Genomic DNA, 25,420 nt, shown 5'->3' on the forward strand with positions numbered 1-25,420 from the left:
GGCCAGAACGGAAAGGGCGGCTACCGGCAGGTCCGGAAGCCACCCATGTCGAGATGGAAGTGGTCGTGGTGCGCCCGGTTGTAATCGGGGCCGAGCACCACGGCGAAGAAACGGCAGGCGCCGTCCCGCACCTCGCGCAGGAAGGCCGCCGGCTTGCTGCCATCCCGGCCCCAGTCGCGGGTCAGGGAGATCGCGGTGCCGTCCTCCAGCGTGAACTCCGCGACGTCGATGGCGTTGGCCGTCGCGTGTTCGCTGCGTCGCCCCTCGGTCCGGCCGTAGACGTTGCGGCAGGCGAAGGTGCCGAGATGCCGGATTCGGGCGATCCGCTGGCCGAAATGCCGCTCGGCGGCGGGTTGCAGGGCGTGGATCTCGAACAGCATCCAGGCGGCGGCCAGCGTGCAGGTCGCGGTGAAACCGCTGCTGAATCCCAGTTCCGACCGCGTGACCCGCACCGTGTTCAGCAGCGCGCAGCCGGCGGGCGACTCGCGGTCCGGCGCCGGGGTGAAGCGCAGCCGCGAGCCGCCCAGCACGGCAAGGCATTGGCCGGGATCACCGTCCAGCCGCGCCAGCTTCAGCCGGGTCAGCAGGTTGGGCGCCGCCTGGAGATCGAGCGGTGCCCAGGGATCGTAGCGGTCCGGCACCGTGACGATCCCGCCGCGGACCAGCACCACGGCGGCCGACACGGCGATCAGCAGGAGCAGCAGCGTCCAAAGGAAGAACCGCGCCATCCGGTGCGCGCCGTCGTCAGGCCGCCGCGCTGTCGCTCCGCCGCGGCCAGATGATGTCCTCCATCGTACCGTTCTCACCCAGGAAATAGCGGCGGATCGGCACCAGATCCTCGCCCAGCTCGTAGACCAGCGGACGGCTGGTCGGAATCTCGAACAGCGGAATGTCCTGGTCGGCGACGTTGTCCAGATGCTTGACCAGCCCGCGCAGGCTGTTGCCGTGCGCCGACACCAGCACCCGCGCGCCCAGCCGCAACGCCGGGCTGATGCCATCGCGCCAGAAGGGGATGACGCGCTCGACGGTGTCCTTCAGGCTTTCGCCGCGCGGCAGGTTGCTCATGGCGATCCCGGCGTAGCGGCGGTCCGACACGGCGGAGCGTGGGTCGTCCGGCTCGATGGGCGGCGGCGGCACGTCCCAGCTGCGGCGCCACAGGAAGACCTGTTCGGCGCTGTGGCGTTCCGCCGTCTCGGCCTTGTTCAGGCCCTGGAGGGCGCCGTAATGCCGCTCGTTCAGCCGCCAGTGCTTGTGGACCGGCAGCCACAGCCGGTCCATGTCGCGCAGGACGACGTGCAGGGTCTCGATGGCACGATTCAGCACGGAGGTGAAAGCGACGTCGATGTCCACCCCGGCCGCCTTCAGCAGTTCGGCGGCCTGCCGGGTTTCCGCGACGCCCCGGTCGGTCAGGCCGACGTCGGTCCAGCCGGTGAAGCGGTTCTCGGCGTTCCATGTGCTCTGGCCGTGCCGCAGCAGAATTAGGCGATGCATCCGGCTCTCCTTTCCGCAATCCGTACCGGCACAGGCAACGGAGACGGGGGCGGCCGGGTTCCCAGCCGGGCGGCGGGTGCGACAAAGATGACCAAAAACCGTTCCAAGATTGCGCGCGTGATCATAATTTGTGTCAAGGCCGAAACAGCGCCGACACACTCGGACAACAATCGCGCGATAACCTTCTTTTTGTCCGAAATCGCAAGCGATACAGGGGCATGGGAAGAGGGGAAGCGGACGGGTGTTAACCTTTGGTGGCACCGACGCGCCCGACTCCGGCCTGCCGCCATGCCGCTCCGCCCGTCCGGGCTGCGATGGATCGGACAGCCGCTGATTGTCCATCCGACGTCACACAACCTTGCGTTCAGAGGCCGCGATGCTGCATCATCATGACTTCCTCTCCAGGACCGTCTCGACCGACCGGGAAATCACTCTGGAGGCGCTTCGTGTGTTCACCTATTTAAGCCGGAGACTCCATTTCGACCGCCCCATTCCAGTGCTCCAGTCCGAACTGGCCGATGCGCTGGGCATGCAGCGCCCGAACGTGAACCGGGCGATCAAGCTGCTGGAGACCAAGCAGATCCTTCTGCGGGAATCCAAATTGGGCCGTGCGATCACGTTCCGGCTCAATCCGGGGCTGGAGGAGGGGGGGCGGGCTTGAGCCGTTCTGCCAGGGACCGGATGGTCGTCGAGACCGGAGAATCGTTCTTCACAATTCGGCCCTGAACAAAGCCTTCGCCCGGTGCCAGCCGGTGCCCAACCAGTCCGACCTGCCGCTTGGGGCCGTCACGATGGTGACGCCCAAGCCGGGCGGCGGGTCTGGCCGTGACCATCAGCAGAGCGGCGCCTCCAAGCACGGAAAGGGCGCGCGCTTATTCGACCGGCGCGGCGGCGTCCCTCGCCGCCTTCGCGGCCGCCTTCAGCGCGGATTCCGAACGCCGGTCGGGCATCAGCTCGAACAGCAGCAGCGACCGGCCGGTCACCGCGATCTCGTCGCCGTTGCGGTCCATCGCCACGCCCAGCCGGTCCGGCTCGGCCGTGTCGAGAAGCCGCAGCCATTGGCTGCCGCCGATCACCTCGGGCAGGGTGAAGGGGACCACGTCGTGGTGGGCGTTGACGATCAGCAGCAGGGTCGCGTCCGACGGCGCCCGGCGCACCCCGGTCGCCTGCGCCCGGCCGTCCAGCAACATGCCCAGGCAACGCGCCATCGGGTCCTGCCATTGTTCGGTGGTCTTCTCCGTTCCGGCGGGGGTGATCCAGGTGACGTCCTTGACCTCCCGGTCCGCCTTCATCGTGCCGGTCAGGAAACGTCCCCGGCGCAGCAGCGGATGGCTCTGACGCAGCGCGACGACGCGGCGGACGAAGGCGATCAGTTCGTGCCCGTCCTCGTCCACCGCTTCCCAGTCGATCCAGCCGGTCGGGTTGTCCTGGCAATAGGCGTTGTTGTTGCCGTCCTGGCTGCGGGCGAACTCGTCCCCGGCCAGCAGCATCGGCGTGCCCTGCGACAGCAACAGCGTCGCCAGCAGGTTGCGCATCTGGCGCTGCCGCAGCGCCTTGACGTCCGGGTCGTCGGTCGGCCCCTCGACCCCGTGATTCCACGAGATGTTGTGCGAATGGCCGTCCCTGTTGTTCTCGCCGTTGGCCAGATTGTGCTTGTCGTTGTAGGAGACCAGATCGGCCAGGGTGAAGCCGTCATGCGCCGTCACGAAGTTCACGCTGGCCCAGGGGCGCCGGCCGCGCCGGTTGAACAGGTCGGCGCTGGCGGTCATCCGGGTCGCCAGTTCCGGCAGCTTGCCCTCGTCGCCCTTCCAATAGGCGCGCACGGTGTCGCGGAACTTGTCGTTCCATTCGGCCCAGCCCGGCGGGAAGCCGCCGACCTGATAACCGCCGGGCCCGCAATCCCAGGGCTCGGCGATCAGCTTCACCCGCGAGAGCACCGGATCCTGCCGGCAACTGTCGAGGAATCCGCCGCCCTGGTCGAACCCGTGCGGCTCACGCCCCAGGATGGTGGCCAGATCGAAGCGGAAGCCGTCGACGTGCATCTCCGTCACCCAGTAGCGCAGGGAATCGGTGACCATCTGGAGGACACGCGGGTGGCTGAGGTTGACCGTGTTTCCGGTGCCGGTGTCGTTGATGTAATAGCGCGGGTCGGGCGCCAGCCGGTAATAGGAGGCGTTGTCGATCCCCTTGAAGGACAGGGTCGGTCCCAGCTCGTTGCCTTCGGCGGTGTGGTTGTGGACGACGTCGAGGATCACCTCGATTCCGGCCTCGTGGAAACGGGCGACCATCTCCTTGAACTCGTGGATCTTGCCGGTCCCGAGATAGCGCGGGTCGGGCGCGAAGAAGGAGATCGAGTTGTATCCCCAATAGTTGCGCAACCCCTTCTCCAGAAGGTTGCGGTCGTCGAGGAAGGCGTGGACCGGGAGCAGTTCCACCGCCGTCACCCCCAGCGCGCGGATGTAGTCCACCACCTCCGGCACCGCCAGCCCGGCGAAGCTGCCGCGATGCTGCGGCGGCACGGCGGGGTGACGCATGGTGTAGCCCCGGACATGGGCCTCGTAGACGATGGTCCGCTCCCATGGGACCGCCGGTGGACGGTCGCCGCCCCAGGTGAAGGCCGGATCGATCACCACGCATTTCGGCATCCCCGGCGCGCTGTCGCGCCGGTCGAAGGAAAGATCGCCGCGCGCCGCGCCGACGCGGTAGCCGAAATGCGCGTCCGACCAGCGCAGCGGGCCGATCAGATGCTTGGCGTAGGGGTCGAGCAGCAGCTTGTGCGGGTTGAAGCGGTGCCCGGCCCGCGGCTCGTACGGGCCGTGAACCCGGTAGCCGTAGACGGTGCCGGGCCGCGCGTCGGGGAGATAGCCGTGCCAGACTTCGTCGGTGTATTCCGGCAGGACGATCCGCTCCAGCTCCCGCCGGCCTTCCGGATCGAACAGGCACAACTCCACCTTCGTGGCGTTGGCGGAAAACAAGGCGAAGTTGACGCCCAGACCGTCCCAGGTGGCTCCCAACGGGTAAGGTTGGCCCTCCCGAACACGGGACCGGCCGAATGTTGACGGGGCAACGGTGAAACTCTTCAAGACACGCCTCACAAGATTGCCGCACCAAACCCGACCCCGATGGCCTGCCCCTAAAGGAGGGCGGGCATTATGAGAATGGTCATAGTCGCCAAGGGTACTCGCGCCTTCAACGCTTCCGTGCTATAATCGAAGCTGCAAATAGAGCTAATATAATGGAAGGTAAGCACCCGCAGTCGGGATTGTCGATGCGAAATTTCGGATGGTCCGAGGCGTCGCCTCTGCCCCTGGGGCAGTCACGGTAACGCCCAAGCGTTTCGCTGTGTCCACCCTGTGGTCCGTGCTTTTGCCGAGGATATGATTTTGGAAACACCCCTCCCGCCCATTGCCCTCTCCAAGCCATCGCTTGGCGAGGCTTCCGCTGGACGGTCTTGATCCGGTGCTTCCGCCGCCCGCTCCATCCAGTCCGGTGAACGACGCCGGATTTCCGTCCCACGCTTCCGTTGCGCCCGCTTCCCCCATGCCACGCAGTCTCGTCGCCCGTCCAAAGACCGTCCTGGCCAGCGTGATCGTCGCGTTGAGCGTGCTGGGCGCCGTCGCGTGGGGGGCGGTGACCGCGCTCGACTACGACGACACCATCGAGCGGGCGGAGGGGGATTCCCGGCAGGCGGTGGCCCTCCTCGACGGCCACGCACAGGCGATCCTGGAAAACGCCGCCGTCCGGCTGACCCAGGTCGCCGGACGCTTCGAGAGCGGCGGGCTGACCGGCTGGGCGGAGAACGGGCTGGACGAGAGTTTGGCGACGACCGGGCCGAACAGCCTGTCGATCCTCGACGCCAAGGGGGGGATGCGCTTCGGCCCTCCGGTCGCCTTCGACGGCGACGGCTTCGGCGGACTGTCGGTCGGCACCGAGACGGGGCGGCGCAACGCCGTGCTGGTCGCGTCGGGAACATCGGGGGGCGAGCGCGCGATCCTGCTGGTCCGCCGGCTCTACCGGGGCGGCATGGCGTTCGACAAAGCGGTGTTCGACGGCGCCGTGCTGATGGCGGTGCCGGTGACGGCGCTGACGCCGGTGCTGAACGCGTTCGGCGACGGGCTGCAACGCTCGGCGGGGCTGTTCCGTCCGGACGGGACGCGGCTCGCCGGCTTCGGCACCTCCGCGCTCGGCAACCTGCCCGCGTTGACACCCGGCGCCCAGACGGTCGAATCGGAGTGGCGCACCGGCGGAAGCGAGTCCGCTCCGGAGATGTCGATCCTCGGGCTCAAGCGCATGGTCGGCCTGCCCGTGCTGTCCGCCGTCGCCGTGCCGCGCGACGTGGTCCTGGCGCCGTGGCACGTCCGGCTGGAACGCGGGCTGACGGTGGCCGGGGTCGGCTTCCTCGCCCTGCTGGGGTTGTCCTGGATCGGGATGACCAGCCTGCGCCGCGAAGCCGCCGCACGCCGCGACCTGACCGACGCCAAGGCCCGGCTGGAGCAGCGGGTGGAGGAGCGCACCGCCGACCTGCGGGCCGTCAACCAGAAGCTGGTCCGCGCGCTGGACGAGAAGGAGCGCGCCAACCAGGCCAAGGGCCGCTTCCTGTCCGCCGCCAACCACGATCTGCGCCAACCCTTCCAGGCGTTGCGCCTGTTCCACTACCTGCTGATGGAACGTCTGAAGGAGCCGCGCGACCGCTCCATCGCCGAGAAGATGGGGGAGGCTCTCGACGCCGGGGAGAAGCTGCTCCACGCCTTGCTGGAGGTCGCCACCCTCGACGCCGGCGTGGTGCGGCCGGAGGTGGCCGACGTTCCCGTCGCGGCGGTGCTGGACGACGTGGTCGAGGAATTCCGGGCCGCCGCCTTGGAAAAGGGGCTGCAACTGCGCGCCATGCCCTGCGGGCTGACGGTGCGGACCGACCGGGCGATGCTGACACGGATGCTGCGCGATCTGGTGCGCAACGCGGTGGCCTTCACGCCGGCCGGGCGGGTGACCGTGGGTTGTCGGCGGCGCGGACAATGGCTGCGCATCGAGGTGTGGGACACCGGCGCCGGCATCCCCAAGGAGCATCTGGAGAACATCTTCGAGGACTTCGTCCAGCTCGGCAACCCGGAGCGCGACCGGCGCCAGGGGCTGGGGCTGGGGCTGGCCAAGGTGCGGCGCAAGGCCGCCCTGCTGGGGCACGCGATCGAGGTGCGGTCGCGCTTCGGGGCCGGTTCGGTCTTCGCGCTCAGCGTTCCGGTCGCCGCCTTCGGGCGCGGCGCCGCCGGTCCGGTGGCCCAGGACGCGGCGGGCGAGGCGCCGTCCGATGCCGAGCGTTTGGTCCTGGTGGTCGAGGATGATCCCGTCCAGCGCAGCGGCATGCTGCTGCTGCTGGAAAGCTGGGGGCACCGGGTGATGGAGGCCGCCGATGGCGAGGCCGCCGTCGCCTTGGTGGAGAGTGCCGCCGAGAAGCCGGATTTGATCGTGACCGATTTCCGCCTGCCGGGCCGGCTGACCGGCGTGCAGGTGGTGACCCGCGTCGGCGAGATTCTGGACCACCCGATTCCCGGCGTGATCCTGACCGGCGACACCGCCCCCGAACGCATCCGCGAGGCGGTGGCGACCGGCTGCCGGCTGCTGCACAAGCCCTTCACGCCCGACCGGCTGCGCGACGCCCTGACGGCGGTCATCACCGATCGCAACGGGCGGACGCTGCACCGGCAGACGGCTGCCTAGCGACGGTGGCTTAAGATTAAGGGTTCACCCGTATGCGTTAACCGTTTCTGAAGCATGTCAGCGGGAGTCTGTGTGTCCGACAGGAGCGATCTCGCGATGACCCAGACCCGCGCCCTCACCCGTCTCGACCAGACGCAGCTCGACATCGCGGTGCGACGTCACGAGATGTTCCGCAACGCGCGGATCGGCGGGGCCCGCGCCAACCTGTCCTTCTGCGACCTTTCGGGTCTTGATCTGTCGGGCCGCGATCTGGCCCACGCCGACTTCGTCGGCGCCTGCCTGCGCGGCGCCAACCTGTCGGGCGCCAAGCTCGATTGCGCGGCGCTGTTCGCCACCGATCTGCGCCAAGCCAATCTGGAACAGGCCAGCCTGATCAAGGCCGATCTGCGTGGCGCCTGCCTGCGGGGCGCGATCCTGATCGGCGCCAACCTGTTCGCCGCCGATCTGCGCGACGGGTCGCTGGCGGAGAAGGACCGCTCCGGCCATCTGCGCGTGGTGCAGATCGAGGCGATGCCGGCCGAGGCCAGCGGCGCCGATTTGTCGGGCGCCAACCTGACGAACGCCCGGCTGTCCGGCGCGATGGCGATCCACACCGATTTCACCGACGCGGTGATGCGCGGCTGCAAGCTGGTGCGGGCGACCATGCGCGGGGCCAACTTCACCGGCTCCAACATGGAGGGTGCCGATCTGTCGGGCGCCGACCTGCGCGGCGCCTGCCTGCGCGGAGCGGTGCTGACCGGCGCCACCATGACGATGACCGAACTGGCCGACGCCGACGTCGAGGGCGCCCTGACCGACAAGCCGGTCGGCCGGGTGGTGGCGGAACTGGGGCGCAGCCTGGACGAATTGCTGGCCGACCACATCGCCTGGGTCGGGTCGGGCGGCGCGCAAGGCACGGCGCTCGACCTGTCGGGCTTCGACCTGCGCCACGCGCCGTCGCTGGCCCATGCCTGCCTGACCATGCTGCGGGCGGTGGGGGCGACGCTGTACGGCCTGGACCTCACCGGGGTCCAGTTGCAGGCGGCGGTGCTGGAGGACGCGGACCTGCGCGGCGCCATCCTGACCGAGGGCGATCTGCGCGGCGTCAACCTGAAGCGGGCCAAGCTGAACAACACCGACCTGCGCAACACCGACCTGCGCCCGCTGGTCTTCGACGAACACCGGTCCCGCCCCGCCGACCTGTCGGGCGCGCGGCTGCGCTACGCCGACCTCAGCGGATCGAGCCTGCGCGGCGCCAACCTGTCGGGGGCCGACCTGTCCTTCGCCAACCTGATCGGCTGCGACCTGTTCAAGACCGATTTCAGCGCGGCCAAGCTGTTCGGCGCCAAGCTGGAGCGGCGCGCGCTGGCCCAGGGCGCCGTACTGGACGGCGTGGCCGGGCTGAAGCTGTAGGCGCGCCCACTCCAGCCCCCGGCGTCACGCCTTGGCGGTGGCGACCTTGCGGGCCAGCCGGCGCAAGTCCAGCGAGGCACGGTCGGCGATGCGTTGGGCATCGACCAGCACCTGCGCCAGATCGCCGACATCGGGCGCGATCTCGCCCGCCGTGTCGGACATCGCGTCCAGGTCCTGCGCGGTCTTCTCGATCAAGCCGATCACAATGCCCTCCGGGCCGGTGGCGTTTTCGAATCCTGTCACGAGAATCCCCTATAAAAGTAAGGTTGTTTGCAGTGTGTCGCCATCCGCCCCGGCCTGCAACGGTTTCCATGAGTCCCGCCCCGCCGCATCCCCTTGAAACCGCAGTCTTCCAGGCGTAACAGAGAGGAAGGTTTCCCGCGCGAACGCCCAGGGTGCAACATGTCGGACATGGTCGAGGCTTGGGACGCCGCCCTGATGGGCTATCTGGTCGACCGGGAGTTCGACGCGGACAAGATCAACCGTTTTTCCGCCCTGTGCGAAACGGTGCGCCGCGAGGTGGACCGTCCCACCCGCCTCGCCATCGCCGAGCGTCTGCACCGCGATGCGCCCAGCGGCGACACGGTGCGGCTGCATTCGGTGCTGTTCATGCTGACCGGCGATCTCTACCACTACGAGCGGATCCTGCATTACCTGCTGCTGGGCGGCGACAGCGTCGATCCGGCGCTGATGCATTATTCCTATTGGTGCATGTCCCGGCAGCTGTTCCTGGGCGCGGCAACGGGGGACAAGGCCGGAAGCTTCGTCGCCTGCGACCTCTACCGCTTCCACGAGGCGCTGGTCCGTCTGGTGGCGCGGCGCTGGTCGCTGACCCCGCCGGTTGCCGTTCCCGGCGACGGGCCGATCCGCCGGGTGGCGATGGTCACCAACCAGTTCGTCAACGACCGCCACCAGCCGACGCGCGACTGCTTCGACTTCGCCAGCCGCCTGCAGGACGAATTCGGCCTCGACGTGGCGATCATCAACACCAACCTGCTGCCGGCCCGCGTGGAGAACCTGTTCATCCCGCCCATGGTCGCCGAGCTGGTCGAGGAGTTCGACGGCGTCTTCGCGATGGAGATGTTCGGCCGCCGGGTGAAGGTCGCGTCCTTCACCGATCGCGCCTTCTCCCAAGCCAAGCTGTCCGCCATCGTCGAGGCCGTCGACGGCTACAACCCGGACCTGATCGTGTCCTTCGGCGGCTCCAACATCGTGGCCGACCTGTTCGCGGAAACCGGCGCGCGGCCGGTGGTGTGCATCCCCACCACCTCGGGCCTGACCATTTCGCTGGCGCACATCCTGCTGGGCTTCGACGAGCAGGATTACACGGTGTCGATCCCGGATCTGTACCGCGCGCCCTTCGCGCGCCGCTTCCGTCCCTTCACCTTCGGCTACACCCTGCCGCCGACGCGCGGCGACATGGGCGATCCCGGTTTCGGCGACGCGCCCTTCGTCTTCGCCGTGGTCGGCACACGGCTCGACGAGGAGGCGACGCCCGACTTCCTCGCTTTGGTCGACGACGTTCTCGACCGCTGTCCGGGCGCGCTGGTCGCCTTCGCCGGCCGGGCGCCGGCCCTGCCGGGACGGTTGGCGTCCTTGCGCAACGGCGGCCGCACGCGTTGCCTGGGCCATGTCGCCGACATCCGCGCCCTGTACCGCCGCTGCCACGCCTTCCTCAACCCGGGCCGGCAGGGCGGCGGGGGCGGGGCGGGCTACGCCTTGGCCGAGGGGGTGCCGGTGGTCACCTTCGCCTGGGGCGACGCGGCGAGCGTCGCCGGCCCCGCCTTCACCGTTCCCGACCGCGCGGCCTACATCGACCGCGCCGCCGGTCTGTTCGCCGATCCGGACGCGCGCCGCCGGGCCGTTGACGCCGCGCGCGCGCGTTTCGCCGAAATCGGCGATCGCCGCCGTTGCGCCGAACGGCTGCTGGCCTATGGCGAGGAGGCCCGCGCCCTGATACGCGCCGGGCGAGGGAATTAATCTTCCTTCATTCTTCGGTGCGACACTCTCCCGACACGATCCGCCCCGACACGATCCGCAAGAGCGAAGGCCCTCATCCGTGCCGTCCCCCGCCGCCAGCTTCATCATCGACGGCCGCCCCATCGGTCCCGCCCATCCGCCCTACCTGATCGCGGAGATGTCGGGCAACCACAACGGCGAGCTGAACCGGGCCCTGGCGCTGATCGACGCCGCGAAGGCGGCCGGCGCCGACGCGGTGAAGCTCCAGACCTACACGGCCGACACGATCACCATCGACCATGACGGCCCCGGCTTCCGGCTGGAAGGGGGCTTGTGGGCCGGGCGCACCCTGCACGACCTCTATCGCGAGGCCCACACGCCCTGGGAATGGCACGAGCCGCTGTTCGCCCGCGCCCGCGCCCTGGGCCTGACCATCTTCAGCTCGCCCTTCGACGACACGGCGGTGGAGTTGCTGGAACGGCTCGACGCTCCGGCCTTCAAGATCGCTTCCTTCGAGCTGATCGATCATGGCCTGATCCGCCGCGCCGCGCGGTCGGGCAAGCCGCTGATCGTCTCGACCGGTCTGGCGACGCTGGGCGAGGTGGCCGAGGCGGTGGAGGCGGTGGGCGACGCCGCGCCGCTCGCCCTGTTGCATTGCGTCAGCGGCTATCCGACGCCGCCGGAGGACTGCAACCTCCGCACCATCCCCCATCTGGCCGAGATGTTCGGGGTGACCGTCGGCCTGTCCGACCACAGCCAGGGGGTGGCCGTGCCGGTCGCCGCGACGGCGCTGGGCGCCACCATCATCGAAAAGCATTTCACCCTGTCGCGGGCCGAGGGCGGCGTCGACAGCGCCTTCTCACTGGAACCCGCCGAGTTCAAGGCGATGGCCGACTCCGTGCGCGCCGCCTGGGCGGCGCTCGGCCGCGTGCATTACGGGGTGGAGCCGAGCGAGGCCGGTGGACGCAACTACCGCCGCTCGCTCTACGTCGTCGCCGACGTCGCGGCGGGCGAGCCGTTGACCGCCGCGAATCTCCGCTCGATCCGCCCCGGCTTCGGTCTGGAGCCCAAGCATCTCCCGGCGCTGCTCGGCCGGCGCACCGTCCGTCCGCTGGCGCGCGGCACGCCGCTGCGCTGGGACATGCTGGCGGCGGAGGACGACGCGCCATGACCGCCGCCCGGCCCCGGATCGTCGCGATCTCCCAAGCGCGGATGACCTCGACCCGCCTGCCGGGCAAGGTGCTGTTGGAGGCCGCCGGAAAACCGCTGCTGGCCCATCACCTGGAGCGGCTGTCGCGCAGCCCCGGCCTCGACGCCGTGGTGCTGGCGACCACCGTCAACGCCGCCGACGACCCGTTGGCCGAGCGTGCCGCCGCCCTGGGCGTGGCGGTGTTCCGAGGCGACGAGCACGACGTCCTGGGCCGCTTCGCCGGGGCCGCCGCGATGGCCGGCGCTGACCTCGTGGTGCGCGTCACCGCCGATTGCCCGCTGATCGATCCGGATCTGGTCGGCGCCCTGGTTGCCGCCTTCCTCGCTGGACGGCGGGAGACGCCGCCACTCGATTACCTGTCCATCGACAGCGCGCGCTACCCGCGCGGCCTGGACGCCGAAATCCTGACCCGCGCCGCGCTGGACGAGGCCGCCCGCCTCGCCACCGATCCGGCGGAGCGCGAGCACGTCACCCCCTACGTCTACACCCGGCCGGAGCGTTTCCGGCTGGGCGAGGCCCTGCGTCCCGGAACGGAACCGAGCAAGGCCGATCCGGGCGAAACGCACCGCTGGTGCGTCGACGAGGCGGCCGACTACGAACTGGTCCGCCGCATCCTGGAAGCCCTGTACCCCGTCGACCCCCGATTCGGCTGGCGGGATTGTTGCAGGGTTCTGCGCGAGCATCCCGATTGGCTGGACATCAACCGCTCGGTCCGGCAAAAGACGCTCCATTGAGCGACGATACGAAGACGCTAGGAGACAGTTCATGGACCGCAAAGACTTCCTTCTCGCTCTCGACGACGTGCTGGAACTGGATCCCGGCACCCTGACCGGCGCCGAGACGCTGGAATCGCTGGACAGCTGGGATTCCCTGGCGGTCATCAGCTTCATCGCCCTGGTGGACGAGACGATGAACGTCGTCGTCGAGGGCGAGAAGCTGGCGCAGGCCAAGACGGTGGACGACCTGCTGGCCTTGGCCGGCGTGGCGGTCACGGCCTGACATGCCGCGTCCGGCACCGGGCGGGGGGCGTCTGCGCGCGGGCGTGGCCGACATCGCGGGCGGTCCGGCGGCGTATCTGTCGGTCGGATCGGGCGGGATTCCGGTGCTGCTGCTCCACGGCTTCGCCGGGGACCGGCTGACATGGCAATTCAACCTCTCCGCCCTGGCCGCCGACCGCCGGGTTCTCGCGGTCGATCTGCCAGGGCATGGCGGCTCCACCCTCGACGTCGGGGACGGGCGTGTCCTGTCCTTCGCACCCTGGCTGCTCCGCTTCGCCGAGGCTCTTGAAGCGCCCCGCTTTCATGTGGTCGGGCATTCGATGGGGGGGTACATCGGGCGGGAACTGGCGCGGCTGGCGCCGGAGCGTGTCGTTAGCCTGACCCTGCTGGCCAGCGCCGGGTTGGGGACGCCGTTCGATCTCGGTTTCCTGCGGCGGGCCATCGCGCCGGCCGACATCGCCGAGGGGCAAGCCTGCGCCGAACGCCTGTTCGCCCGGCCGTCGCCGCTGACCCTCCGGATTGGCGAGGTTCTCCACGCCCAGGGCGCCGACCCGGCGCGCCGGGCGACCTTGGAGCGCATCGTCGAAGCATCCTTCGCCATCCACGCCGACGGCGGCCCGCCGGTCGATTGGAGCGGCTATCCTATGCCGATCCAGATCCTGTGGGGGCGCGAGGACCGCATCATCCCGCTGCCGCCGACCGAGCGGCTTCCGCCCGGCGCGCCGTTCCGCATCTTCGAGAACAGCGGCCATCTGCCCCACACGGAGGCCGCCAGCCCGGTGACCGCCGCGATCCGCGCCTTCCTGTCCTCCTGCGACGACAACACCTCGGACGACCGATGACCGATTCCATGCTCGCCCTGATCGCCGAGGAACTCGGCCGCATCGCCGCCGACAAGGGCGAGGCCCTGCCGGCGCTGACCCCCGACAGCGTGTTCCTGGACGGTGGCCTGCCCATCGATTCCCTCGATCTGGCGACGCTGCTGGTGGTGCTGGAGCAGCGCACCGGCCAGGATCCCTTCCGGGCCGGCTTCCGCCATTTCACCACTTTGGGCGAGCTGGCGGCGCTCTACGCCGTTCCGGCATGACGGCGGACCGGCCGTCCTGGATCCATCCCGGCTTCCGCCTGATCGACGGGGAGGGCACGTTCGGCTGGAGCGAACTGGCCGCGCTGCCGATTCCGGCGGGTGGGGTGGTCTTCGGAAACCGGGTCTCCACGGTGGTCGCCGCACTGGCGGCAGCGCAGCGCGACGACACCCCTCTTCGGCTCGCGCGGCACGGTGAGGCTTCAATGGATCCATCGGCCCGAACAGGCTTTTCGGTGACACTGGAAAGCTCGGGCACCACCGGAACTCCGAAGAGAATAACACATAATTTCAACCGCTTGTCGGATCGTCTTAAAGGGTTGTCTGACGTTGGCGCGCGTTGGTTATTGACCTATGAGCCGGCGGCTTTCGCCGGTCTCCAGGTGATTCTGACAGCCGCCGCCGCCGGAGCTCTGCTGGTCTCGGTCCCCGGCGGCGGGGTCGCGGAACTGGTTCGGGCGTCCCGGCAGCACGCCGTGACCCATGTCAGCGGAACGCCCAGCTTCTGGCGCGGCTTTCTGATGGCGGCCGGCGACGCGGTGCCGCCGCTGCGCTCGGTCACGCTGGGCGGCGAGGCGGCGGACCAGCCCCTGCTCGACCGGCTGCGGCAGACCTTTCCGGAGGCGCGGCTGCGTCACATCTACGCCTCGACCGAGGCGGGCGCCCTGTTCGCCGTCGCCGATGGGCGGGCCGGATTCCCGGCCGAATGGCTGTCCGAGGGGCGGGACGGAGTCGCCCTGCGAATCCGCGATGGGGTGCTGGAGGTGCGCAGCCCGCGCGCCATGCTCGCCGCGCCTGGCACGGGGGATGGCTGGCTCGACACCGGCGACCTTGTGGAGGTGGCGGGCGACCGCGTGCTCTTCGCCGGCCGTCGCGACGGGCTGGTCAACGTCGGCGGCGTCAAGGTGTCGCCGGAAGCGGTGGAGCAGCGGCTGCTCGCCGTGCCGGGCGTGGCCGACGCGGCGGTCGTCCCGGTCGCCAACCCGATCACCGGCTTCCTGCTGACCGCCACCGTGGTGCCGGCGCCGGGGGGCGACGAGGCGGCTCTGCGCGCCGCGCTGCGCGCCGCCACCGCCGACCTTGTCCCCGCCGCCCGACCGCGCGTGCTGACGCTGGCCGCCCATATCCCATTGGGCGCGACGGGCAAGAAGAGCCGAAAGGGATTGCCATGACACACCCCGCCTCCCCAACGCCCCCGGCGGTCAAGCGCCACGTCGTGGTCACCGGCGGCAGCCGGGGCCTCGGCCTCGGGCTGGTCGCGGCGCTTCTGGCGGACGGCTATCGCGTCTCCACCTGCAGCCGCGCGCCCTCCGACGCGCTGGAACGACTGGCCGGTCCCGACCTGTTCTGGCAAGCCTGCCGCATCGGCGACGGCGACGACGTCCGCGCCTTCTTCGACGCCGCGGTCGCCTGGGGTGGAAACGCGCCGCTCTGGGGTCTCGTCAACAACGCCGGCATCGCGCGGGAGGGGGTGCTCGCCACCTTCCCCGACATTGACGCCGCCGACGTGATCCAGACCAACCTGACCGGCGCCATCCAGACCGCGCGGGCCTTCCTGCGCGCCAAGTTGACGCGGCGAGGGCCGGGGCAGGGCGGCGGGCGGATCGTCAACATCTCCTCCATCATCGGGCAGCGCGGCTATGTCGGGCTGGCGGCCTACTCCGCCTCCAAGGCCGGGTTGGACGGGCTGACCCGCGCCCTGGCGCGCGAGGTCGGGCGGCTGGGCGTCACGGTCAACTCGGTCGCCCCCGGCTATCTCACGACGGAGATGTCGGTGGCCCTGTCGGCCGGGCAACGCGAGCAGATCGTGCGGCGGACCCCGCTGGGCCGACTGGGCGACGTCGCCGACGTGGTGCCGGTGGTGCGGTTCCTGCTGGGTGAGGGTGGCGGCTACATCACCGGCCAGACCATCACGGTGGACGGCGGTATCGGCTGCTGATACCCGTCGGACCGGACGGAGGGGGAATAAGCATGGTCGCCAGCGTTCTCGACGGCGTCGCCCTGCGAGGGGTGGTCGGCTGCGTTCCCGAACGGCGGGAGACGGTCGCCGATCTCGCCCTGCGTTTCGGCGAGGATGCCGCCGCCCGGATCGCCAAGGCGACCGGCATCGAGGCCCGGCACCTCGTCGATCCGGACCAGTGCACCAGCGACCTCGCCGAGGCGGCGGCCCATCGCCTGCTCGACGGGTTGGGGTGGGAGCCGTCGTCGGTCGATCTGCTGGTGCTGGTCACCCAGACCCACGACCATGTGCTGCCCGGCAGCGGCGCGCTGCTGCATCATCGGCTGGGCCTGCGCAAGGGGGCGGCCGTGCTCGACCTGACGCAGGGCTGCTCGGGTTTCGTCTATGGGCTGTGGACGGCCTCGGCCTTGCTGAAGTCGGCGGGGCACCGCGCCCTGCTGATCGTCGGCGACACCACCTCCCGCCTGATCGACCCGTCCGACCGCGCCGTCGCCCCGCTGTTCGGGGACGGTGCCGCCGCCGTGGCGCTGGAGACGGCGGCGGACGCCGGCCCCATGGTCTTCGATCTTGGCAGCGACGGGGCGGGCGCGCCCTATCTGACGGCGGCCGGCGGGGCGATGCGCCATCCCGGCACCCCCGCCCGCCTGTTCATGGACGGAACCCAGGTCTTCGCCTTCACCCTGCGCGAGGTTCCGGCCAGCGTTCGCGCCGCACTGGACGGCGCGGGCTGGAGCATGGCGGAGGTCGATCACCTCGTCCTGCACCAGGCCAACGCCCAGATGATCCGCCATCTGGCCCAGAAGCTGGGCGCCACCCCCGAGCAGACCGTGCTGGCCCTTTCGGGGCTTGGCAACACCAGTTCGGCCTCGATCCCGCTGGCCCTGACCGAAGCCCTGGCCGCGCCGCTGATGGCGGAACGCCGCCGACTGCTGCTGTCGGGCTTCGGCGTTGGCTGGTCCTGGGGCAGCGTGGCGCTGTCCGCCGGGCCGCTGACACTGTGCGCGACGGTTGTCCTGCCCGGCAGGAAATACCCGGCAAATTCTGCCGCCTCGGCAAGGACTGCCGGCGATCCGGCAAATTCTGCCGAGAGATAGGCAAAATTTTCCTATCTCTTTTTTGCCGCCCGGCAGCGTTTACCGGGGAAACCCGGCAATTTCGATCTGGCCCACCTCTTGCTTACCACCTTTGCGGGGGAATTAGTCCCCCTTCGTCCAGCCGCCCTTTGCCGGGGCACGGACGGATGACGATCCTCCAAAGGAGTGACCATTATGGCAAACGAAGTCTCCCTGAGCTCCTCAATGCGCACGAACCTTCTGCAGTTGCAGAACGTGCAGGACCAGGTTGCGAAAAAGCAGAACATTCTCTCCACCGGCAACAAGATCAACACCGCCCTCGACGGTCCGACCGCCTTCTTCGCGGCCAAGGGCCTGACCCAGCGCGCCGGCGACCTTTCGTCGCTGAAGGACGCGATGGGCCAGTCGATCAGCACCATCAAGGCGGCCGACAAGGGCCTGACCTCGATCGACAGCATGATCGACCAGGCCAAGGGCCTGACCACCGCCGCCTACGCCGCGCTCGGCACCGACGCCGCGTCGGTCGCCACCCGCAAGTCACTGGCCGGCCAGTTCAACGCCCTGCGCACGCAGATCGACAAGCTCGCCGGAGACAGCTCCTTCGGCGGCAAGAATCTGATCGGCGGCAACGGGATGGAGATGAACAGCACCAGCGCGTCGCGTCAGGCTGTCAACACCATCGCGGGCGTCGACAACGCCCGCGTCACCAACGTGACCTCGGCCGACACCTACTCGATCCGCTTCAAGGGCGACGGCTCGGTCGAGGGTGCGGTCAGCGACATCTCCAAGGCCGAGACGGCGCACGGCCTGACCGGCCTGAAGCTGTCGGGCACGATGTCCACCACCGCCGGCAACTTCTCCGACGTGCAGATCGAAGTGCGCGGCGCCACGGGCCGCGAGCGTTCCTTCATCGTGTCGGACGGCACGGAAAGCCGGACGGTCAGCTACTTCGACAACAACCAGTCGATCTCGACCGGTCTGACGACGGCGGCGACCTCGGGCACGGCGCAGGTCTCGACCGTCACGGTCGGCAGCGGCACCATCGAAGCCGGCGACATCTTCTCGATCACGGTCGAGGGGCAGACCTTCAGCTACACCGCGACCTCGGCGGACGTGGCGATCGGTCAGAACGGCAAGGCGAACATCGCCACGAAGCTCAGCGCGTCGATCAGCACGGCACTTGGCGCCAGCGGCCGTCTGCAGGGCAAGGATCTCGCCACGATCTCGGTCAGCGCGAACGGCACCATCACCCTGACCGGCGCCACCTCCTCGGGCGCCGCCCGCGAGGTGACGCTGTCGGCCAACACGACCAACGCGTTGACCAAGCACATCTCGGAAAGCTTCGCCTCGGGCACGGTGGTGTCCTTCACCGTCGACCGCACGCTGCTGGAAGGGGCCAACAACTCGGGCAACGGCATCTCGTCCATCGAGAAGAAGGTCGACATCCAGGTCCAGGTCACCAACCTGAACGGTGCCCAGATCACCCGCGACGGCATGGCGAATCGTGGCGAGGGCAAGCTGTCCAACGGCGAGCAATCCTTCGGCTTCGACAGCGGCACGGTGCGTTTCGAGCTGGACCAGAAGACCGTCAAGCTGGCGGCCTCGGCGAACTGCGCGGCGAACCTCATCACCAAGCAGACCTCCGACGCCAACTCGTCGAACGACCTGACGGTGCAGTTGAACGAGAAGAACACCAATTCGATCACGGTGTCGGCGTTCAACCTGACCTCCAGCGGCCAAGGCCTGAAGCTGGACGAGGCGCAGAACGACTGGACCGACCGCTCCGACATCGACGCGGCGGTCGCTGGTCTCGACAACGCCAAGGCGACGATCCGTTCGGCGTCGCAGGGCCTGTCCACCAACCTGAACATCATCACGACCCGCGAAAACTTCACCAAGGAGTTCAGCGACGTGCTGACGGAAGGCGCCAGCAAGCTGACGCTGGCCGACCAGAACGAGGAAGGTGCCAACCTGCTGATGCTGCAGACCCGGCAGCAGCTCGGCACCATCGCCCTCTCGCTGGCCAACCAGTCGCAGCAGTCGATCCTGCGCCTGTTCTAAGGCGTGGAGTTCGGGTAGGATGAACCCGGCGGGCGGCGGCTTCCAAGCCGCCGCCCGTTTCTTTTTTGGGTTGTGCCCGGCCGGCATCCGCCGGTCGCGCGGCACCGAAACGCACCGGGTCCGTACCTCATGCCGCTCAAGTTCGTCCTTCGCCCGAACGAAAAAGTCATCATCAACGGCGCCGTCATTGGTGCCGGGGATCGTCCGGGTTCATTTTTTCTTTACAACACCGCCAATTTCCTGCGCGGTCGTGAGGTTTTGAAAGAAGAGCAGATCGATTGCATCGAGAAAAAGCTCTATTTCGTCATTCAGCTCGTCTACATCTTCCCGGAAGATACGGAGCTGAATCTTCAGAGATTCTCCTCGATCCTCGAAGAGACGCGTGCGGCGCGACCAGACGCCGTCAAGGCTTTGGGTGAGATCGAGCAGTTGGTCATTGCTCGAAACTACTACCGTGCATTGAAAATCTGCCGGAAGATGTTCAAGGGCGGTGTCGAGGTGCCCGACGACGCCGTGTCCGCCGAATCGGAATCGTGAGGCGACTGACCGGAGGGGACCGGGTGGGATCCCGCGACGCATGATGGACACCGCCGCTCTTCTGGACGCCGCTCTGAGCCAGCATCGCGCCGGCCATCTCGACAAGGCCTGCGCGCTCTATGACCGGGTGCTCTCCTGCACGCCTGGTCACGCCGACGCCCTGCATTTGTCGGGATTGGCCGCGCATCAGGCCGGCAACTCGACCTTGGGATTGCGGCGGATACGGGCGGCCCTGTCGGTCCAGCCGGAGTTTCCGGTCGCCCAGAACAGCTTGGGCAGCGTGCTGGCCGATCTCGGGCGGAGCGCCGAGGCGATTGACGCCTTCGCCATCGCCATTGCGCAGAACGGGGGGTATGCCGAAGCCCATGGCAACCTGGGCACGGTTCTCCAGTCGCTCGGGCGCCTGGAGAATGCCGAGATGTCCTACAGACGCGCCGCCACGTTGGATCCAGGCAACGCCGGCCCACGCGTCAATCTTGGTGTCTTCTACCGGGAGACCGGCCGCATCGCTCCTGCCGCGCATTGGTTTCACGAGGCGGTAAAGGTCAATCCGGGGCATGCGGCGGCATGGCACCACTTGGCCATCTGCCTGCACGCCCTGCGGCACCCCGACGCCGAAGCCTGCCTCCGGCGCGCTCTCGGCGACACGCCGGCGGATGCGGAACTGGCGAGCCGTCTCGCCACGCTGCTGGCCGAACAAAGGCGCCACGCCGAAGCCGAAACGGTGCTGGGGCCGGCGGTCGCGGCATTCCCCGAGAACGCCGAACTGCGCTTCGCCTTGGGCAACGCGCTGTATGGGCAGGGCCGTCTCGACGCCGCCGTGGCCCACTACCGGGAAGCGCTGACGCTTGCGCCCGGTCTGCCGGGAGCTTGCAACAACCTGGGTGTGGTCCTGCTCGATCTCGGTGAGCACGCGGCGGCGTTGCCGGTTCTGCGCCTTGCGGTGATGCTGCAACCTGCCGACGCGCTGCTCTGGAACAACCTCGGCACGGCGCTGGACGGTGGACGGCGGTTGGAGGCGGCGGACGTCTACGCCCGTGCCTTGCGGCTTCGCCCGGATTACGGCAAGGCGTTGAACAATCTGGGCAACGTTTGGAAAGCCTGGAAGCGGCCGGACCGCGCCGAAGCCCTGCGTCGGAAGGCCGTGGCCGCCCAGCCGGACCATGGGGAAGCCTATGCGAACCTTGCCGCCCTCCGCGAGGCGGACGACGACATGGCCGGGGCCGAGCGGCTGTACCGGCGCGGTTTGCGGCTCGATCCGCGCAACGCGTCGGCCTTGACCGGCTATGGCCTCGTTCTTCAGGTGCAGGGCCGGATGACGGAAGCCGAGGCGGCGCATCGCAAGGCGCTGTCCATCGACAACCGCAACGCCGAGGCGCACGCCAACCTCGGGATGATGCTGTGGCAGGAAGGCGCCGATGCGGACACCGCCGAAGCCATCCTGTCCCATGCCATCGACCTGGATTCCGAACTGGCCCCAGCACGTCTGAACCGGGGAATGATCCGCCTGACACGGGGTGACCTGACACCCGGCTGGGAGGATTACCGGTGGCGCTTGCGGGCAAAGGGCTACAACGACCGTCCCATCGCCGTTCCGTTGTGGGCCGGCGAGGATCTGGCTGGCCGCCGCCTGATGGTCTGGCGGGAGCAGGGGGTGGGCGACGAAATCCTGTTCGCGTCCTGCTGGCCCGATCTGATCCGTCGGGCCGGCCATCTGGTGATCGAATGCGACGGCCGGCTGGTTCCTCTGTTCGCCCGTTCCTTTCCGCAAGCGACGGTCCGGGCGCAGACGATCGGGGCGGATGGACGGGAAACCATCGATCCACCGGATGTGGACGCGCATGTGCCGGCGGGGGACGTGCCGCGTCTGTTGCGTGGCGAATTGACGTCGTTCGGCCAACAATCGTCCTGGCTGGTGCCGGATCCCGCGCTGGTGACCATGTGGCGTGACCGGGTGGCGGCGCTGGGATCGGGGCTGAAGGTGGGGATCGGTTGGCGCAGCCAGCTTGTCACCACGCAGCGCAAGGCGGCCTACACCTCCCTGGACCAATGGGGTGCGATCTTCGCGGTGCCAGGGGTTGTGTTTGTCAATCTCCAGTACGGCGAGTGCGCACAGGAGTTGGACGACGCGGAAGCGCGGTTCGGGGTGCGGATCCACCGTTGGGCCGACCTGGACCTGAAGGACGATTTCGACGGAGCGGCGGCGTTGACGGCCAACCTGGATCTGGTGATCTCCCCGGCGATGTCGGCGGGCGAGCTGGCCGGGGCGCTGGGGGTGCCGGTGTGGCGCTTCGGCGGCCGGGACTGGACCCAACTGGGCACGGGCGTCCGGCCCTGGTTCCCGTCGATGCGGCTGTTCCAGCCCCGCCCCGGCGAGACGCTGGAGGATGCGCTGGTCGCCATGGCCAGGGCGTTGGCGGCCTTGCGGCCGGACCGGCCGGTTTCGCCAAGCCTGCGTGAGGATGCGGAGAAGCGAACGGCGGAAGCCATCGCGCTCTACCGCGAAGGCGACGCGGCCGCGGCCGAGAGGCTGGCGCGGTCGGTGCTGGAGCAGGCGCCCGACGATGGCGTCGCCCTGCATCTGGCGGCTGTCCTGACGGCGCGGCGCGGCGATGACGAGGATGCCGCAATCCTGTTCGGACTGGCGGTGCGCGCCGATTCCACCAACGCGGCTGCTCATGCCGGACAGGCCGAGGCGCTGCAACGGCTTGGGCGCCATGAGGAGGCCGAAGCCGCCCAGCGCCGCGCCATCGCCGCGCAACCGGATGCGGCCGGGCATTGGGTGAACCGGACGGCCCTGTTGCGCTCCCTGGGCCGGAGCACCGAGGCGGCGGGGACCATCCTTCACGCCATCCGGCTGCGCCCCGATCTGGCCCTTGCCCACAACCACCGTGGTGAGTTGGCGGAAGACCGGATGGTGGCGGTGGCCTGCTACCGCCGGGCGGTGGCGTTGGAGCCGGCGGCGGCGAACACATTCAGCAATCTGGGCGGCGCGCTGCACGCGTTGGAACGCTTCGCGGAGGCCGAGCGCGCGCTGGGCCGGGCAGTGCGGTCGGCGCCGGACCTCGCCATTGCCTGGACCAACCGGGGCAACGCGTTGAGCGCCCTCGGCCGGTTGGCGGAGGCGGAAGCCTGTCACCGCACCGCCATCGGGCGGCGCCCGGAGTTGGCGGAGGCCCACGCCAACCTTGCCTTCCTGCTGCAACGGAGCAACCGCCGGGACGAGGCGCTCGACGCTTACCGCCAAGCGCTGGAGGCCGATCCCAAACACGCGCAGGCGCATTACAACTTGGCGCTGCTGCTGCTGGAGGAGGGCACGCTTCGCGTCGGATGGGGCGAGCATGAATGGCGTTTCGGCGTCCCGCAGTTTCGCGGGCAGCGCCGCCGGTTGGCCGCCCGCGCGTGGCGGGGCGAGAACATCGCCGCGTCGCGGCTGCTGGTGTGGCGGGAGCAGGGGGTCGGCGACGAGATCCTGTTCGCGTCCTGCTACGGCGAGGCAATGAAGCGGGCAGGGCATCTGGTGATCGAGTGTGACCGCCGGCTGATGCCTCTGTTCGCGCGCTCCTTTCCCGGCACCACCGTGCGCGCCGAAACCATGGAACCGCGCGACGTCGATGTGCAGATCGCCGCCGGAAGCCTGCCGCGCCTGCTGCGTCCCGACCTCAAGCGCTTCCCGGAGCGTCCATCCTGGCTGGTTCCCGATCCGGCGCGGGTGTCGTCGTGGCGCGCGCGGCTGGCCGTGTTGGGGCCAGGGCTGAAAATCGGGATCGGCTGGCGCAGCCAACTGATGACCGGAGGGCGCAGCGCCGCCTACACCTCCCTGGACCAATGGGGTGCGATCTTCGCGGTGCCGGGGGTTGTGTTCGTCAATCTCCAGTACGGCGAGTGCGCACAGGAGTTGGACGACGCGGAAGCGCGGTTCGGGGTGCGGATCCACCGCTGGGCCGACCTGGACCTGAAGGACGATTTCGACGGCGCGGCGGCGTTGACGGCCAACCTGGATCTGGTGATCTCCCCGGCGATGTCGGCGGGCGAGTTGGCCGGGGCGCTGGGGGTGCCGGTGTGGCGCTTCGGCGGCCGGGACTGGACCCAACTGGGCACGGGCGTGCGCCCCTGGTTCCCGTCGATGCGGCTGTTCCAGCCCCGCCCCGGCGAGACGCTGGAGGACGCGCTGAGGCATGTCGCGCGGGCGTTGCGGATGGCCGGCGCGCAGCCAGCGTTATCGCTATCGCCCACGTCGCCGCCCGAGGATGTGGACCGCCTTTTGGAAGCGTCCGCCGACGCCCACCGCGCCGGGCGCCTGGAAGAGGCGGCCGAGGGGTATGGGCGGGTGCTCGACCGGCGCCCACGGGATCCGGTAGCGCTCCACCTGTCGGGGTTGCTTGCCCATCAGACCGGAAGCTCGGCGCAGGGCGAGCCATGCATCGCCGCCGCCCTGGCCGTGGCGCCGCTTTATGCGACGGCGCATATAAGTTTGGGAAATGTCCGCTTGGCGCTGGGGCGTCCGGGGGATGCGATGGCCGCGTTCCAGGCCGCCTTGGCGGTGCAGCCGGCCGAGCCGGCGGCGCTCAGCAACCTCGGCAACGCGCTGGACGCCCTGCACGAACCGGAACGAGCCGAACGTGCGCATCGCTGGGCCATCCACGCCGACCCGGCCCTGGCCGAGGCGCATGACAATCACGGGGCGGTGCTGTCGCGCCTGGGCCGCCCGGCGGAAGCCGACGCCGCGCACCGCCACGCCCTGACGCGGATGCCCGGTCTGGTGTCGGGCTGGATGAACCGGTCTGTGGCGTTGCGCCGCCTGGGGCGATTGGACGCCGCCGACCGGAACGGGCAGGTGGCGTTGGCGCTCGACCCGGCTTTGGCCGACGCCATGGCGAACCGTGGCCGGCTGCTGCGTGAGTTGGGCCGCTTCGACGCGGCGTTGCGCTGGTGCGACCGTGCCCTGGCGGTGTCGCCGGGCCTGCCGGGCGCCGCGTTCAATGGCGGGATCCTGCGGCTGATGCGCGGGATGCTGGAGGTGGGGTGGGACGGCTACGACCGGCGTTTCGACACGCATGACGTCGGCGGGGCGGCCCGGCTGCCGGGGGTGCCGGTCTGGACGGGCGACGATCCCGCCGGGCGACGCGTCCTGGTCTGGCGCGAGCAGGGCATCGGCGATGAGATGATGTTCGCTGGCTGCCTGCCCGACCTGATCGCGCGGGCCGGTCATGTGGTGGTCGAATGCGACCGCCGTCTGGTTCCCTTGTACGCCCGCTCCTTTCCGCAGGCGACGGTGCGCCCGGCGCCCGGCCAGCCCGACACGCCGGCCGAGGGTGTCGATTGCCACGTCGCCGCCGGGTCGCTGCCGCGTTTCCTGCGCCGCTCGCTGGCCGATTTCAGCCCCGAGCCCGGCTGCCTGCGCGCCGACGGCGGGGCGGTCGCGGCTTGGCGGCGGCGGGTAGCCGCGTTGGGTTCCGGGCTGGCGGTGGGGGTCGCGTGGCGGAGCGGCCAACTCGATCCCGACCGCATGCCCGACTACACCCGGCTGGAGGATTGGGGGCCGGTCCTCGCGGTGCCCGGTGTCGTCTTCGTGAACCTGCAATACGGTGATTGCGCGGAGGAACTGGCGGCGGCGCAGCGGCGTTTCGGTGTGGCGCCGCACGCCTTCGCGGATCTCGACCTGAGGAACGATCTGGACGGCGGCTCGGCGCTGACGTCGGCCCTGGATCTGGTGATCGCGCCGGCGACCTCGACCGGGGAATTGGCGGGCGCGCTGGGCGTGCCGGTCTGGCGGCTGGGGCGACGCGGCGACTGGACGGGGCTGGGCACTGGGGTGCGCCCCTGGTTCCCGTCGATGCGGGTGTTTCCGACGCGGGACGGAGAACAGGTCGCCGACCTGTTGCCGGCGGTTGCAGGCGTGTTGCGCCGCTTGTCGCAGCAGCGTTCATAATCGATAAGGAT

Annotated in this window: 19 protein-coding genes; 15 read left to right on the forward strand and 4 right to left on the reverse strand. The window is 69.4% G+C overall.

The genetic code is table 11. From position 1 onward, the window contains the following. Positions 1 to 20: 20 nt before the first annotated feature. Positions 21 to 728, reverse strand: coding sequence for an extensin-like domain-containing protein (locus EJ913_RS05845; protein ID WP_126995729.1), 708 nt, complete (start codon positions 726 to 728; stop codon positions 21 to 23). A 16-nt stretch (positions 729 to 744) separates the two neighbouring features. Beyond that, on the reverse strand, positions 745 to 1,491 hold the full coding sequence (gene gpmA, locus EJ913_RS05850; RefSeq protein ID WP_126995731.1) for a 2,3-diphosphoglycerate-dependent phosphoglycerate mutase: 747 nt from the start codon (positions 1,489 to 1,491) through the stop codon (positions 745 to 747). 376 nt (positions 1,492 to 1,867) lie between these two features. Between gpmA and EJ913_RS05855 the strand changes: the two genes are divergently transcribed. After that, positions 1,868 to 2,152 carry a MarR family transcriptional regulator gene (locus EJ913_RS05855; protein ID WP_238519057.1) on the forward strand — a complete coding sequence of 95 codons (285 nt, stop codon included), beginning with the start codon at positions 1,868 to 1,870 and terminating at the stop codon, positions 2,150 to 2,152. A gap of 211 nt (positions 2,153 to 2,363) precedes the next feature. On the opposite strand, the gene glgX is transcribed toward EJ913_RS05855, so the two are convergent. Beyond that, on the reverse strand, positions 2,364 to 4,586 hold the full coding sequence (gene glgX, locus EJ913_RS05860) for a glycogen debranching protein GlgX (RefSeq protein ID WP_126995733.1): 2,223 nt from the start codon (positions 4,584 to 4,586) through the stop codon (positions 2,364 to 2,366). 445 nt (positions 4,587 to 5,031) lie between these two features. Here glgX and EJ913_RS05865 point away from each other — a divergent pair, with 445 nt between their 5' ends. Both EJ913_RS05865 and EJ913_RS05870 read left to right on the forward strand, forming a co-directional pair. After that, positions 5,032 to 7,203 carry an ATP-binding response regulator gene (locus EJ913_RS05865; protein WP_126995735.1) on the forward strand — a complete coding sequence of 724 codons (2,172 nt, stop codon included), beginning with the start codon at positions 5,032 to 5,034 and terminating at the stop codon, positions 7,201 to 7,203. A 96-nt stretch (positions 7,204 to 7,299) separates the two neighbouring features. Continuing rightward, positions 7,300 to 8,595 carry a pentapeptide repeat-containing protein gene (locus tag EJ913_RS05870; RefSeq protein ID WP_126995737.1) on the forward strand — a complete coding sequence of 432 codons (1,296 nt, stop codon included), beginning with the start codon at positions 7,300 to 7,302 and terminating at the stop codon, positions 8,593 to 8,595. Between the two features lie 24 nt (positions 8,596 to 8,619). Here EJ913_RS05870 and EJ913_RS05875 read toward each other — a convergent pair whose 3' ends face one another. Further along, a complete protein-coding gene (locus EJ913_RS05875; RefSeq protein WP_126995739.1) occupies positions 8,620 to 8,838 on the reverse strand; it encodes a hypothetical protein in 219 nt (72 codons plus the stop codon). A gap of 159 nt (positions 8,839 to 8,997) precedes the next feature. Here EJ913_RS05875 and EJ913_RS05880 point away from each other — a divergent pair, with 159 nt between their 5' ends. The 12 genes from EJ913_RS05880 (at position 8,998) to EJ913_RS05935 (ending at position 25,409) form a co-directional block, all read left to right on the forward strand. Next, positions 8,998 to 10,575, forward strand: a complete 1,578-nt coding sequence (locus tag EJ913_RS05880; RefSeq protein ID WP_126995741.1) for a glycosyltransferase — start codon at positions 8,998 to 9,000, stop codon at positions 10,573 to 10,575. Positions 10,576 to 10,654: 79 nt separating this feature from the next. Next, the gene (gene pseI / locus EJ913_RS05885) at positions 10,655 to 11,725 is read left to right on the forward strand and encodes a pseudaminic acid synthase (RefSeq protein ID WP_126995743.1); all 1,071 of its coding nucleotides are present in this window, start codon (positions 10,655 to 10,657) and stop codon (positions 11,723 to 11,725) included. Continuing rightward, positions 11,722 to 12,498: a cytidylyltransferase domain-containing protein gene (locus EJ913_RS05890; protein ID WP_126995745.1), complete on the forward strand. Its 777-nt coding sequence runs from the start codon at positions 11,722 to 11,724 to the stop codon at positions 12,496 to 12,498. The genes pseI and EJ913_RS05890 overlap by 4 nt, the downstream gene beginning before the upstream one ends. A 31-nt stretch (positions 12,499 to 12,529) precedes the next feature. Continuing rightward, a complete protein-coding gene (locus EJ913_RS05895; protein WP_126995747.1) occupies positions 12,530 to 12,763 on the forward strand; it encodes a phosphopantetheine-binding protein in 234 nt (77 codons plus the stop codon). Position 12,764: 1 nt separating this feature from the next. Then, positions 12,765 to 13,604, forward strand: a complete 840-nt coding sequence (locus EJ913_RS05900) for an alpha/beta fold hydrolase (protein WP_126995749.1) — start codon at positions 12,765 to 12,767, stop codon at positions 13,602 to 13,604. After that, complete coding sequence (locus EJ913_RS05905; RefSeq protein ID WP_126995751.1) at positions 13,601 to 13,849, forward strand: phosphopantetheine-binding protein; 249 nt, start codon at positions 13,601 to 13,603, stop codon at positions 13,847 to 13,849. Before EJ913_RS05900 ends, EJ913_RS05905 begins: the two co-directional genes overlap by 4 nt. Before the next feature lie 203 nt (positions 13,850 to 14,052). After that, on the forward strand, positions 14,053 to 15,018 hold the full coding sequence (locus EJ913_RS05910) for an AMP-binding protein (RefSeq protein ID WP_244939267.1): 966 nt from the start codon (positions 14,053 to 14,055) through the stop codon (positions 15,016 to 15,018). Then, positions 15,015 to 15,785 (forward strand): SDR family NAD(P)-dependent oxidoreductase, encoded by a 771-nt coding sequence (locus EJ913_RS05915; protein ID WP_126995755.1) that lies wholly within the window; start codon positions 15,015 to 15,017, stop codon positions 15,783 to 15,785. The genes EJ913_RS05910 and EJ913_RS05915 overlap by 4 nt, the downstream gene beginning before the upstream one ends. Positions 15,786 to 15,817: 32 nt before the next feature. Then, a complete protein-coding gene (locus EJ913_RS05920) occupies positions 15,818 to 16,900 on the forward strand; it encodes a 3-oxoacyl-ACP synthase III family protein (protein ID WP_126995757.1) in 1,083 nt (360 codons plus the stop codon). Between the two features lie 174 nt (positions 16,901 to 17,074). Continuing rightward, the gene (locus tag EJ913_RS05925; RefSeq protein ID WP_126995759.1) at positions 17,075 to 18,940 is read left to right on the forward strand and encodes a flagellin N-terminal helical domain-containing protein; all 1,866 of its coding nucleotides are present in this window, start codon (positions 17,075 to 17,077) and stop codon (positions 18,938 to 18,940) included. Positions 18,941 to 19,069: 129 nt separating this feature from the next. Then, positions 19,070 to 19,477 (forward strand): flagellar biosynthesis repressor FlbT, encoded by a 408-nt coding sequence (locus EJ913_RS05930; protein WP_126995761.1) that lies wholly within the window; start codon positions 19,070 to 19,072, stop codon positions 19,475 to 19,477. Positions 19,478 to 19,520: 43 nt separating this feature from the next. Further along, a complete protein-coding gene (locus EJ913_RS05935; protein ID WP_126995977.1) occupies positions 19,521 to 25,409 on the forward strand; it encodes a tetratricopeptide repeat protein in 5,889 nt (1,962 codons plus the stop codon). The last annotated feature ends 11 nt before the right edge of the window (positions 25,410 to 25,420 follow it).

This window comes from Azospirillum doebereinerae (genome assembly GCF_003989665.1).
GTDB lineage: Bacteria > Pseudomonadota > Alphaproteobacteria > Azospirillales > Azospirillaceae > Azospirillum > Azospirillum doebereinerae.